The 12,088-nt window shown below is 44.5% G+C and carries 12 protein-coding genes; 7 read left to right on the top strand and 5 right to left on the bottom strand.

The window, feature by feature from the left end; genetic code table 11:
- Positions 1–155: 155 nt before the first annotated feature.
- The 6 genes from AAE02nite_RS25915 to AAE02nite_RS25890 all read left to right on the top strand — a co-directional run bounded on the left by AAE02nite_RS25915 (position 156) and on the right by AAE02nite_RS25890 (position 6,085).
- Positions 156–833, top strand: coding sequence for a response regulator transcription factor (locus tag AAE02nite_RS25915; protein WP_146905744.1), 678 nt, complete (start codon positions 156–158; stop codon positions 831–833).
- Positions 830–2,095: a sensor histidine kinase gene (locus tag AAE02nite_RS25910; RefSeq protein ID WP_146905741.1), complete on the top strand. Its 1,266-nt coding sequence runs from the start codon at positions 830–832 to the stop codon at positions 2,093–2,095. The genes AAE02nite_RS25915 and AAE02nite_RS25910 overlap by 4 nt, the downstream gene beginning before the upstream one ends.
- A gap of 123 nt (positions 2,096–2,218) precedes the next feature.
- Entirely contained in the window at positions 2,219–2,662 is a 444-nt protein-coding gene (locus tag AAE02nite_RS25905; RefSeq protein WP_146905738.1) for a PepSY-like domain-containing protein, read from the top strand.
- Positions 2,663–2,726: 64 nt separating this feature from the next.
- Complete coding sequence (locus AAE02nite_RS25900; RefSeq protein WP_146905735.1) at positions 2,727–3,632, top strand: hypothetical protein; 906 nt, start codon at positions 2,727–2,729, stop codon at positions 3,630–3,632.
- Positions 3,633–3,677: 45 nt separating this feature from the next.
- A complete protein-coding gene (locus tag AAE02nite_RS25895; protein ID WP_146905731.1) occupies positions 3,678–4,118 on the top strand; it encodes a PepSY-like domain-containing protein in 441 nt (146 codons plus the stop codon).
- A 200-nt stretch (positions 4,119–4,318) separates the two neighbouring features.
- The gene (locus AAE02nite_RS25890) at positions 4,319–6,085 is read left to right on the top strand and encodes an SLC13 family permease (RefSeq protein ID WP_146905728.1); all 1,767 of its coding nucleotides are present in this window, start codon (positions 4,319–4,321) and stop codon (positions 6,083–6,085) included.
- Here AAE02nite_RS25890 and AAE02nite_RS27085 read toward each other — a convergent pair.
- Positions 6,060–6,449, bottom strand: a complete 390-nt coding sequence (locus AAE02nite_RS27085; RefSeq protein ID WP_170252693.1) for a transposase — start codon at positions 6,447–6,449, stop codon at positions 6,060–6,062. The genes AAE02nite_RS25890 and AAE02nite_RS27085 overlap by 26 nt on opposite strands.
- A gap of 291 nt (positions 6,450–6,740) precedes the next feature.
- Here AAE02nite_RS27085 and AAE02nite_RS25880 point away from each other — a divergent pair, with 291 nt between their 5' ends.
- Positions 6,741–7,988: a cation:proton antiporter gene (locus tag AAE02nite_RS25880; protein WP_146905724.1), complete on the top strand. Its 1,248-nt coding sequence runs from the start codon at positions 6,741–6,743 to the stop codon at positions 7,986–7,988.
- Between the two features lie 352 nt (positions 7,989–8,340).
- Here AAE02nite_RS25880 and thiH read toward each other — a convergent pair whose 3' ends face one another.
- The 4 genes from thiH to AAE02nite_RS25860 form a co-directional block, all read right to left on the bottom strand.
- Positions 8,341–9,477: a 2-iminoacetate synthase ThiH gene (thiH, locus tag AAE02nite_RS25875; protein ID WP_146905721.1), complete on the bottom strand. Its 1,137-nt coding sequence runs from the start codon at positions 9,475–9,477 to the stop codon at positions 8,341–8,343.
- Between the two features lies 1 nt (position 9,478).
- Positions 9,479–10,258, bottom strand: a complete 780-nt coding sequence (locus AAE02nite_RS25870) for a thiazole synthase (protein WP_146905717.1) — start codon at positions 10,256–10,258, stop codon at positions 9,479–9,481.
- Positions 10,259–10,262: 4 nt separating this feature from the next.
- Positions 10,263–10,910: a thiamine phosphate synthase gene (locus AAE02nite_RS25865; protein WP_146905714.1), complete on the bottom strand. Its 648-nt coding sequence runs from the start codon at positions 10,908–10,910 to the stop codon at positions 10,263–10,265.
- Positions 10,911–11,003: 93 nt separating this feature from the next.
- A complete protein-coding gene (locus AAE02nite_RS25860) occupies positions 11,004–11,759 on the bottom strand; it encodes a hydroxymethylpyrimidine/phosphomethylpyrimidine kinase (RefSeq protein ID WP_146905711.1) in 756 nt (251 codons plus the stop codon).
- Between the last annotated feature and the right edge of the window lie 329 nt (positions 11,760–12,088).

Raw genomic sequence — 12,088 nt, 5'->3', positions numbered from 1 at the left:
AAAATCCTGGAAAATTAAACCTTTTAATAAATTTAAAATGCGCACCATCATTCCTTATAGCTTTAAATCGGGGTTGAAGCCAGTTGGCTATTTTTTTCAGCTAATTCCTAACTTATTCCGGAATTGGCTGCGTACTTGTGCCTAAACATGCCTTTATGAAAATTTTAGTAATAGAAGACGAACCCGATATGCTGGACAATATGGTGCAATCGCTCCGGCAGGAAATGTACGTAGTAGAAACCGCCCTTAATTACAACGAAGCTTTAGATAAAATTGGCGCCTACGATTACGATTGTGTTTTGCTGGATATAAATTTGCCCGGCGGCAGTGGCCTGGATATTTTAAACGAGTTGCAGAAAAATAATAAAACCGAAGGGGTAATAATTGTTTCGGCCCGGAATTCTTTAGACGACAAGGTAGCCGGCCTGGAACTGGGAGCGGATGATTACCTGGCTAAACCTTTTCATATTGCCGAACTGCACGCGCGCGTAAAATCGGTGCTGCGCCGCCGCAAATTCGAGGGCAGTAACCTCATAAAAATTGAAAATTTAACTTTAGACCCCGACAAACACCAGGTTTGGGTAAACAGTACAGAGCTGGTGCTGAACCGGAAAGAATACGATATTCTGCTTTACCTCGTCACCAATAAAGGACGGTTGGTGAGCAAAACGGCTCTGGCCGAGCACGTTTGGGGCGATTATATAGACGAAGCCGATAACCTTGATTTTATTTACTCCCAAATTAAAAACCTGCGCAAAAAGCTGAAGGATAACCAGGCCGCCGTGGAGATAGGGGCCATTTACGGCATTGGTTACAAACTCATTATTCCATGAAGCTACTGAATTACACCACGGCCTATTTTGCCGGTATTTTACTCCTGGTAATATTGGTGTGGGCCGGTTTGTTTTACATAAACATGCTCGATGAAATATACGACAGCATGGACGATGGCCTGGGCAATCAGAAAATGCTGGTGATGCAGAAAGCGGCCCGCGACAGTTCGGTTTTTGAGCGCCGGAATTTTGAAGACGGCTATTACCGGCTGAAAGAAATTTCTTTTGCCCAGGCCAGAAACCGGAACGATGTTTACCAGGATACCCTGATGTACGTGCTGAACGAGCAGGATTATGAGCCGTTCCGGATGCTGACGACGGTATTCCGGCACCAGGATCGCTTTTACGAGCTGCGGGTAATTACCTCGATGGTAGAAGAAGATGACCTGATAGAAGATTTGTTTTACGCTTTGTTCTGGTTATACCTGGGCCTGATAGCCAGTATTCTGGTGCTGAATAATTTTCTGCTGAAAAGAATCTGGCGGCCATTTTACAAATTGCTGCAGCGATTGCAAAATTTCCGGCTCGAAGATTCCAGTCAGTTTATCCCGGTTCCGACCACCATCAGTGAATTTCAGCTCTTAAACAACACCGTCGAAAAGCTGCTGCAAAAAAACATCAGCACCTATAACAGCCAGAAAAATTTTATCGAGAATGCGGCGCACGAGCTGCAAACCCCGCTGGCCATTAGTTTAAATAAATTGGAACTGCTGGCCGAAAGTGAAAATTTAAAAGACGAACAGCTTACGCAAATAGGGGCCGTTATTCAAAACCTGGAGCGGCTCACCCGCCTGAATAAATCGCTTTTGCTCTTATCTAAGATCGAGAATAAGCAATTTGGCCCGGAAGCAGAAGTAAACCTAAACGAGCTTATTGGGAAAATAGTAGCCGATTTCTCGGACCAGGTTACTTTCCGCGACCTGACCGTGCGGGTAGCAGAAAAAGAAATTTGCTGGCAAAAATTAAATCCGGACCTGGCCGAAATATTATTCATCAACCTGGTTAAAAATGCCATTGTACATAATAAGCCAGAGGGCTTTATAGAAATAATCATCCAAAAAGACTCCGTAATAATTCAAAATTCCGGCAAGCCTGTTCCCCTGGACCAGGATAAACTATTTACCCGGTTTCATAAAGGGAGCGATGCACCGGGTTCTACCGGTTTAGGTTTAGCTATTGCCAAAGCCATTGCCGATTTATACCAATTCAGGCTGACCTACGAATACCCCCAAATGCACCAGCTCACGGTAAAATTCAAATAATCCTATACAGGCAGATTTGAAAAAAAAATATTTTTTTTCAAATCTGCCGCTTATTCCAGATTCTTTCCGGTTTTGCCGCCGAGCTTTGCTTCATAATTAGGAATTCACTTAAAGTTTATAATTATGAAAGCCTTCTTATTTGCAGCAATATTATGTAGCAGTGGTTTGGTAGCCTGTAGCCAGGATGTTAACCCCAAAAAAGTGCCTGCGCTCGTAAAAAATGCCTTGCAGTTAAAATTTCCGGATGCGGTAGATATAGAATGGGAAAAACATAAAAAACTATTCGAAGCCGATTACGATGTAGCTGCCACCGAATACGCGGCTTTAATCGACGCTTCCGGCAAAATTATAATGACAAAAAAAGAAATTCTGGTAACCGAATTACCCGCCGCTATTTCAGCAACGATCCAGAAAAACTTTGCCGATTACGAAGTAAATGATTTGGAACAGATAGAAAAAGACGGAGCAATATTTTACCAGGTAGAATTAGAAAAGCGCAATAAAGCGCTGAAGCAAGTATTTACGGCCGACGGTAATATTAATACTGCTTTGGCTTACTGGGACTGATGCTGGCAGCAACCAAAATTAAAAAACATCCTTTTAAACCGACTACTCAGATAAAATATTAAAAATGAAAATTATGAAAAGCCTGAAAATATTTAGTTGGAGTTTACTTTTCTCCTTTTTCTTATTATCCTGCGAAAACGCCAAAGGCAATTTCCCGGACGAGGGGAAAAATAAAAAAGAGCAAAAAAAGAAAAAAGCGGAAGAAGCTTCCTCTTCATCAGTAACTGTTGTAAAAAAATGGAATTTGCCCGAGATTCTGCTCGAAGTATCGGGTATTGCATACCTGGGTAACAACAAGTTTGCTTGTATACAGGACGAAGCGGGCGTAATATTTATATATGACACGGCCGCCAATAAAATAGACCGCACCATTACTTTTGGTACCACCGGCGATTACGAAGGCATCGCGGTGGTAGGAGAGGTTGCCTACATCGTCCGGAGCGACGGCAGAATTTATAAAGTAGATAATATCAATAGCACTTCCTCGCCCAAGGTAAAGGAATACAATACTAGTTTAACAGCCGCCAATAATGTAGAAGGCCTGACTTACGATGCGAAGCATAACCGCTTGCTGCTAGCCATAAAAGGAGCCGAAACGAATGCGCAGGATTTTAAAGGCGTTTATGCCTTCGATTTAAGCACCAAAAAGTTAGTGGCCGAACCTTTATTTAAAATCAACCTCACCGATCCGTTCTTGGGTCAATACAAAGGCAAAAAGCTAAACAATGCCCTGCAACCTTCCGAGATAGCCGTGCACCCGCAAAACGGTAATATTTATTTAACCGAAGGGGCCAATCCCCAGCTTTTTGTCCTGAACCCCCAGGGTAAAATATTGGCCAGGCATAAGCTAGACAGCAATATCTTTCCGCAGCCCGAAGGCATAGCCTTTACCCCAAGCGGCGATTTATTTATTTCGAACGAAGGCCAGAAAGGCAACGGCAATATTCTGCAGGTCCAGCTCAAAAATTAATATTTATTCAAAATCTTTTTATTTTTTTAACGATTAGCAAAACACATGAAAGCAAAATCAATTTTATTTTCGGTAGCATTAGGAGCCTTGTTTTTAACCTCCTGCGAAAAAGAAGAAGTAGTAAAAGACAACGAACTGCCTACCGCCGCCCAGGAGTTTTTAGTACGCCATTTTGCCGGCGATAACGTAGCGAAAGTAGTTAAAGAACGCGATATTATTAAAAAAGATGATTCTTATGACGTTACGTTAAGTAGTGGTACTACTTTGGACTTTAACAAGGCCGGCGAAATTACCGAAATCGATAGCCCAACCAAACTACCCGATAGCTTTATTCCGGCCGGCATCAGCAGCTATGTGCAAACCAACTATGCCAACGATATGATTGTAGGCTGGGAACTGGAAGGCGAAAACCAGGACATTGAGTTAGTCAGCCAGTTAGAACTGCGCTTCGATAAAAATAACGTTTTTGTAAGCATTCAGGATTAAATTCCCAGGCGAAGAAAATACAATCCTGCCTTTTTAAATATTCAATCAGAATCCCGGCTACTGGTAAGCAGCCGGGATTTTTAATTTTAATAGCTGCCCAAATGTAATTAGCCCTTACCCGGAACAGGTTTTTTACAGCATAATCGGTATACTTGCAAAAATTCAAAAGCAAAACAGCACTATCATTCTAAGCAATATCAATGGAGTTATACCTCACGCTGGTTATTATCTGTATTGGCATATTCTTATTCGTGAAAGAATATTTCTCTATCGATACCACCTCCATCCTGATCATGTCTTTGTTTATTGTGTCGGGGGTACTGGACCCAGAAGAGGGCTTTTCGGGGTTTAACCATCCGGCCACCCTTACCCTAGGCTGTATGTTTGTCGTCAGTTCGGCCATTTTTAAAACCGGCTTAATAGAAGGGCTCAGCAGCCGGATTATTAAAATGGCGAAGAAAAATTACTTCAGTGCCCTCTTTGCTTTTAGTTTACTTTCCGCGCTTTCTTCTGCTTTTATAAACGATTCGGCGGTGGTAGCGCTTTTAATTCCGATGGCTTTGCTGGTGTGCCGCGAAACCGGTATCAGCCCGGCCAGGTTACTAATCCCAATTTCTTTTGCAGCGCTGCTGGGCGGTACCTGCACACTGATAGGTACTTCCACGAATATTTTGGTGAGCAGCTATGCCGAAAAAAGCGGCCTGGAACCATTCGGCATGTTTGAGTTTTCGGCGGCGGGTATTAGTTTGTTAAGCATCGGGTTAATTTACATTTTAATTGCCGGTCCGTTTTTGCTGCCCAACCGGAAAAATATCAACGACGAAAACTTAATACGGGAAGCCGAGCGCTATATGGCCGAAATTGTTTTGCTCGAAAACAATCCGGACAAAGACAAAAAGGTAAGTACCTCCCGGCTAACCCAGGATTTCCGGGCGCAGGTGCTGGCTATTATCCGCCGCAACGAAAAAATATATAACATCAACGGCGATACGTTCTTACGGGAGAATGACGCTATCAAGATTTTAATCAGTCCGCTGGAATTAAGCCAGTTAAAGCAAACAAAAGGTTATCTCCTGGCCAACGATTTAGATAGCAGCATTGCCGAATCGGAAGAAAAGCAGATTTACGAGGTTATGATTCCGCATGGTTCCGAACTAGCCGGCAATTCCCTCGAGAAACTCGACTTCCGCAATGTTTTCTATTCGTCGGTGTTGGCCATCCGGCACCGCGACGAAACTATTACCAAACATTTATCCGAAGTAATCCTGAAAGAAGGGGATATGCTCTTGCTTTTTGCGGCTAAAAAAGATATTTCTACCTTAACTTCCCGCAAGCTGGTGGTTACCCTGTCTAAATACAAAGCCCGGGCCATCGATTATAAAAAGGCTATCCCAGCTTTGCTGATTGCGATAGGGGTGGTGGCTGCCGCCGCCTTAAATATTACTTCTATTTTAATCAGCGGGATGGTAGGTAGTTTGCTCCTGGTTATTACCTCTATTCTAAAACCCAAAGAGGCTTACCAGGCCATTCAGTGGAAGGTAATTTTTATGATGGCGGGTGTACTGTCGATGGGCAAAGCCCTGGAGAAAACCGGCGGCTCGGTGCTGATTTCGGATTTTATATTTCAGTATATGGGCACCTTGGACCCGCGCATTACCCTGAGTTTAATTTTTCTGATTACGTTTTTATCCACGAACATTCTGTCCAGTAAAGCCACGGCGGCGCTGATGTCCCCGATTGTGATAAGCCTGGCAGCAGCCCTTGGGGTTAGCGAACGACCTTTTCTGGTGGCAGTGATGTTCGCCTGTTCCCTTACCTTCATGACCCCCATGAGCTACCCGACCAATACCATGGTTTATGCGCCGGGCAACTATAAATTCAACGATTTTCTAAAAATTGGCACCCCTTTAAATATTATCGTTTGGCTGGCTGCTTCTTTTATTATCCCGTACTTTTTCCCTTTCTGATTTTAAACATAAAACTTATACCAAATAGTATTAAGGATTTGCCATAGCATATTTGAACTTGCTTTATGGCATTTAAAATGTAGCTACACCCGGTAAAAGAATCGGTTTGCTGTTTTGAGTAGTTGTTGAGCGTTTTGCTTTTCCAAGCTTCGGGTTTTGGTTCATCTTTGAAGTTACAAATAGCCACTTTGTCCTTCATGTCGCGCCAAAACCTTTCAACGGGGTTGAGTTCCGGATTAGAAGAAGGCAGATAGCCCAGACAAAAGTTGTGGGGTACCTGCAAGTGATTAGCCCAAAAGTAGCCGGCCTTATCTAAAAAGATAACTGTAAACACCTGCGGCTCTTGGCGGTAAAACTCCTGCAAAAAGATTTCTTACAATGAGGTGAATTAATATTTATAGTCTGGAGGGCAGGACATAATAATATTTTAAATATTGCTAATCTATTTAAAATTGGCCTTTTGAAAAATTGTCCTTTCAATGGTTAAATCCTCCCCCTACCCCCTCCAAAGGGGGACCTTTCAATAATTTTGCGAAAGCCCTTAAGAATATATATATATTTTACATAGAACAAGAACCTCCGTTTTCTGTTTAAAGTACAAGCTTACATCTTTTTATAATGTAACTAAGCAATTTGCCAGCATTTTAGACCGCGCATGGATACGTATATATTAGTTCTTACCGTTATCGGCGTTTCGTCACTGGCAATGGCCTGGCTGCCCGGCGTACTCGAAAAATTGCCAATCTCTTATGGTATTATTTTCACAACCTTAGGCTTCCTTTTATATTATTTCACGCCCGCGTTATTAGATCCAAACCCTTTGCCCAACAAAGAGCTAACGGTTCATATAACCGAGTTGGGCGTTATCGTTAGCCTAATGGGGACCGGTATAAAAATTAACCGGGCCATCAGCTGGAAAAATTGGAGAATCCCACTTTTATTGGTATCGGTTACCATGCTCATTTGCATTTCGGCCCTTGGGTTTATAGGTTGGTGGGTGCTGGGTCTGGTGCCTGCTTCGGCTTTGTTGCTGGGCGCTGTAATGGCTCCCACCGACCCGGTACTGGCATCGGAGGTGCAGGTGGGCCCACCCAGCACCGAAAAGGAAGACCATGTGCGCTTTTCGCTTACCTCCGAAGCCGGTATGAACGATGGCATGGCATTTCCGTTTACCTGGATGGCCATTGCTGTGGCGTTGGCTGCAACTACCGGCGAGGATTGGTTCTGGCCTTGGCTGTGGTGGGATTTTTTCTACAAAATAGCAGTTGGGGTGGGAATGGGTTACTTACTGGGCCGGACGCTGGCATATTTGGTTTTCATTCTTCCCAAAAGATATAACTTCCCGAAAACCAAAGATGGATTTGTTGCGATATCGGCTACTTTGCTGGTTTACGGATTAACGGAAATGTTACATGGGTATGGTTTTATCGCGGTTTTTGTAGCGGGCTTAACCATGAGCCGCCACGAACGACCGCATCATTTTCATCAGGAACTGCACGATTTCACCGACCAGATTGAGCGCTTATTTTTAGTGATTATTTTAATTTTACTTGGGGGGAGCATTGCCACCGGCCTGCTTGATGCGATCACGTTACCGGGAATTCTGATTGGTTTAGCTTTTGTGTTCTTTATCCGTCCTTTGGGCGCGGTGCTTACTTTAGTGGGGCAGAATATCAGTTTTCGCGAAAAACTTGCCATCAGCTTTTTCGGAATCCGCGGCATCGGCTCTTTTTATTACTTATCCTTTGCCCTGACGAAAGCAGTTTTTCCGGAAGAGAAAATGCTCTGGAGTATTGCCGGCTTTATTGTGCTCATCTCGGTGTTTGTGCACGGTGTTATGGCCGCCCCAGTTATGCGTTACCTCGATTTACGCCGTTCCCATTCTGACCTGCAAATAAAATAAAGACCAAGCTATCCGGGAAAAATAAGGTAAGAGTGGTTTGCTACCAGAAGAATGGTATTCTCCGGCGGATTTCCGGCGGGGTTTCAATGATATCCAAAGAATTGAAATTGTGACTGTTAAGGCTGTAGCATGATATAATTCGCTCCCTTTGTTTTGGGATTAAAGGTAATTCCAGGAGGAACCAGAACTCCAAGCCTGGATAACTACCAACATCAACAACTACTCTAAAGAACAATTAGCTTCTCTCAACGGCTATGAATATATCATCAACGCTGTCAAGCTTGCTAGCTATTCTATGGAAGGACCTTAATACTATTTAGTATTACCACTTCCCACTTCCCGCTTTCAACTTTCAACTCACCACTTCCAGCGCCTGATCCCAATCTTTCCAAACCGGCTCGTAACCTTGCTGCCGAATCATGCGTGCTATTTCCTGCGGGCTGCGTTCGTCGGAGATTTCAAATTGTTCCAGCGATTGGGGTTCTACCGCGTAGCCGCCGGGGTTGGTTTTAGAACCGGCACTAATACTGGTAATGCCCAGTTTTATCACGTGGTTCCGGAATTTTTCACTTTCACGCGTGGACATAGAAAGCTCCACTTCTTCGTTAAACAGGCGGTAGGCACAAATCAACTGCACCAGTTCTTTATCGCTCATGTAGGTAGCAAAGCTTTTAAGCGAAGTGTTATCGGTGGTGCCCACTGCAATGGGGCGGAGCCGCGGGAAGGAAATGCTGTATTTGGTTTGCCAGTAGTTTCTTTCTAAATAATGCAGGTGCAATGCCGTGTAAAAGCAATCCGTACGCCAATCTTCCAAACCAATCAAAACGCCTAACCCCATTTTATGAATACCCGCTTTCCCCAGCCGGTCGGGGGTAGCCAGGCGGTAAGGAAAGTTAGATTTATTACCTTTGGGATGATGTACTTTATAGTTCTCCTGGTGATAAGTTTCCTGGTAAACCAGTACGGTATTTAAACCCGCCGCCATTAATATTTCGTACTCGTCCTGGTCGAGGGGCTGTACTTCCATGGATATATGAGAAAAGTATGGCCGAATTAATGCTATGGCTTTTTTTAAGTAAGGAACGCCTACGGTATGATTGGCTTCCCCGGTAACGAGTAACACATGGTCGTAACCCATTTCTTTTAATACGGCTACTTCCTGCAATATTTCGGCATTATTTAAAGTCCGCCGGCGGATTTTATTATCGAGGCTGAAGGCGCAGTAGGTGCAAATATTCTGGCATTCGTTGGAGAGGTACAGGGGCACGTACAACTGCATGGTTTTCCCAAAACGCTTTTGGGTGGCGGCCTGGCTGAAGCGGGCCATTTGCTCCAGGTAAGGCATGGCCGCCGGCGAAATCAGCGCTTTAAAATCTTCTAAATCGCGCTTTTCTTTTCCGAGGGCCCGTTCAACATCCGCCGCCGTTTTCGCGTATATACTGGTTTTTACATCCTCCCAAGGGTAATTGGCAAATATTTCGTCGAACATACTAATCTTCTAAAAAGGCGGTTAACGGACTACTGGCGGCGGCAAATTTCTGTACGGTGGCCAGTTTGGCTTCGTAGGCCAGGCGGCCGGCTTCCACGGCCAGTTTAAAAGCCCGTGCCATTTGTACCGGATTTTCCGAAACCGCAATAGCTGTATTTACCAAAACGGCATCGGCCCCCAGTTCCATAGCTTCGGCCGCGTGCGAGGGAGCGCCAATACCCGCATCTACCACCACCGGCACCTTACTTTGCTGAATAATAATTTCCAGGAAATCGCGCGTGCGCAAACCTTTGTTAGAACCGATAGGCGCGCCCAGGGGCATAACTGCAGCGGCACCTACTTCTTCTAAATGCTTGCACAAAACCGGGTCGGCGTGTATGTAGGGCAAAACGATAAACCCCAGTTTAACCAATTCTGCGGCGGCTTTCAACGTTTCGACGGGGTCGGGTAATAAATATTTCGGATCAGGGTGGATTTCCAGTTTGAGCCAGTCTGTTTCCAGGGCCTCGCGGGCTAACTGGGCGGCAAACACCGCTTCCTTGGCCGTGCGCACCCCGGAAGTATTGGGCAATAAATTAAACTGCGGGTGGTGCAGGTAACTTAAAATATTATCACTTTTGCCGGCTAAATCCACCCGTTTTAAAGCTACCGTTACTAACTCCGTACCCGAAGCAAGCAAGGCATCTTCCATGAGCGCAGCGGAATTAAATTTGCCGGTGCCGGTAAATAAACGCGACGAAAAAGTTTTGCCGGCTATGGTTAAAGCAGCAATTTCAGTCATAAGATTATTGTTCTAAAAGTAAAAAGGCAGCCGTTAACGCTTTTACAAATTGGGAGGCTGCGGCTGTTTTATTTTGACTTTGGGCAATGGCCGATGATACCGCCATACCGTGTACGCCGGAGGCCAAAAGAGCCGGAATATCCGCCAGGTTTAAGCCGCCAATAGCAATTATGGGTATGTTAATACCAGCCTTCCGGCATTGTTTTAAAATATTCAGATAGCCTTCCGGGCCCAGGACAGGACTTAAATTTTCTTTGGTTGGTGTAAACCGAAAGGGGCCCAAACCAATATAATTTACGCCGGCGGCTGCATGATGCTGAATATCTGTAAAGGTGTTGGCCGTGCCGCCAATTATAAAATCCGGACCTAATAATTTACGCGCCTGCGCCGTTGGCATATCTTGTTTGCCCAGGTGCACGCCATCAGCACCAATTTCCTGCGCCAGCGCCACGTTGTCGTTTATAATTAGTTTGGCGCCGTATTGCCGGCAAAGGGCTAAGGTGTTTTGGGCTTCTTCTTTGCAAATGGCATAAGGCTTGTTTTTGAGGCGCAACTGCACCCAATTTACGCCGCCGGCCAACGCGGCTTCTGCTAATTGGGCGTGGGTATAGCCGGGAATTTCCTGGGTGATGTAATGGAGTCTGGAAATCATATTATCAATAGGTTTGCACTAGCTGAAGCTAGTGGCAATTCAGTTGTTTCTCTTTATTTATCAAGGTGCTTTTAATTATTATTGCTTCATCAGTTAGGTTTGGTGATAACCTAATAAGTTGGCGTTACTGGTTAAAAATTTAGTTGTGTATTGTTTTGCTCTTAAACAGGCACGAGGCAACTTATAATTCTGGGCTAAATTGGCCGCCAAAGCGGCGGATAACACACAGCCGGAGCCATGCTTAGCGGAAATATTTTGCTCCTTCGGCCGGTACGAATACTTTTCTCCGGATTGTAAATACAAAGTATCCCTGCCTAACTTTTTTACCCGGTGTCCGCCTTTTAATAATACATGGCAATACTGGCTTAACTGGAGAGCACTTTCTTCTGGGCTGTCCATTTCGCCTAAACTGCAGGCTTCGGTTACATTGGGCGTTAGCAGGAATAACTTTTTTAGGATTGGCAGCAACGCTTCCTGCTCTAGCCTATCATGGAAAGTAAAACCGGCACTGGCTTTTAAAATCGGGTCCCAGATAATTTTTAAATCCGGCTTTAACCCTAATAAGAAATCTATGATGGTTTCCAGCACGGGTAAGCTTTGGATTAAACCTATTTTGGTTACTTTTACCGGAAACTTAGTTAGTACAATCTCGGCTTGCCGGGTAATATTTTCAACGGGTACCCAATCTACCCCTGTAAAAGTATTGTCGTTCTGGTAAGTAATGCCGGAAACGACGCCCAGGCCATAAACCTTATTGGCTTCCAAGGTTTTAATATCGGCCAGCACGCCGGCCCCGGCGCTAGGGTCGGTAGCGGCTATGCTTAAGACATAAGGGCGCGGTTTAGTCATTTTATATAGTTTAGGCAAAAAAACAGTATTAATGAACTCGGTTATTTAATGGTTTTACCACAATTGCTGGTGCGAGCTTGCAGCTCGTACTTCCATTTTAATGTACCGTATCTATTAGGATCCCCTTTGTTTTTCTCCCATTTAAAGCCATAGACTGGTGAAAAGGTACGAGCTGCAAGCTCGCACCAGCGACAAGAGTAAACTCGGGTTTAATGATTTTACCACCCCTGCCCCTCCTAAAATAGGAGGGGAGCTTTCGCAATAAGTTTTATTACTTAGAGGTAGTTTTACTTTCAATTAAAGATTATTTCTTTTTTGAGCCCACATTT

This window comes from Adhaeribacter aerolatus (assembly GCF_007991635.1).
Lineage (GTDB): Bacteria > Bacteroidota > Bacteroidia > Cytophagales > Hymenobacteraceae > Adhaeribacter > Adhaeribacter aerolatus.
This window is presented reverse-complemented; position numbering and strand designations above follow the sequence as displayed.

Coding starts and splice junctions, on each gene's coding strand:
- AAE02nite_RS25870 (WP_146905717.1), bottom strand. CDS start 10,258: ATGACTGAAATTGCTGCTTTAACCATAGCCGGCAAAACTTTTTCGTCG.
- AAE02nite_RS25890 (WP_146905728.1), top strand. CDS start 4,319: ATGGAGTTATACCTCACGCTGGTTATTATCTGTATTGGCATATTCTTA.
- AAE02nite_RS25880 (WP_146905724.1), top strand. CDS start 6,741: ATGGATACGTATATATTAGTTCTTACCGTTATCGGCGTTTCGTCACTG.
- AAE02nite_RS25865 (WP_146905714.1), bottom strand. CDS start 10,910: ATGATTTCCAGACTCCATTACATCACCCAGGAAATTCCCGGCTATACC.
- AAE02nite_RS25860 (WP_146905711.1), bottom strand. CDS start 11,759: ATGACTAAACCGCGCCCTTATGTCTTAAGCATAGCCGCTACCGACCCT.
- AAE02nite_RS25915 (WP_146905744.1), top strand. CDS start 156: ATGAAAATTTTAGTAATAGAAGACGAACCCGATATGCTGGACAATATG.
- AAE02nite_RS25895 (WP_146905731.1), top strand. CDS start 3,678: ATGAAAGCAAAATCAATTTTATTTTCGGTAGCATTAGGAGCCTTGTTT.
- AAE02nite_RS25910 (WP_146905741.1), top strand. CDS start 830: ATGAAGCTACTGAATTACACCACGGCCTATTTTGCCGGTATTTTACTC.
- AAE02nite_RS25905 (WP_146905738.1), top strand. CDS start 2,219: ATGAAAGCCTTCTTATTTGCAGCAATATTATGTAGCAGTGGTTTGGTA.
- AAE02nite_RS25900 (WP_146905735.1), top strand. CDS start 2,727: ATGAAAATTATGAAAAGCCTGAAAATATTTAGTTGGAGTTTACTTTTC.
- thiH (WP_146905721.1), bottom strand. CDS start 9,477: ATGTTCGACGAAATATTTGCCAATTACCCTTGGGAGGATGTAAAAACC.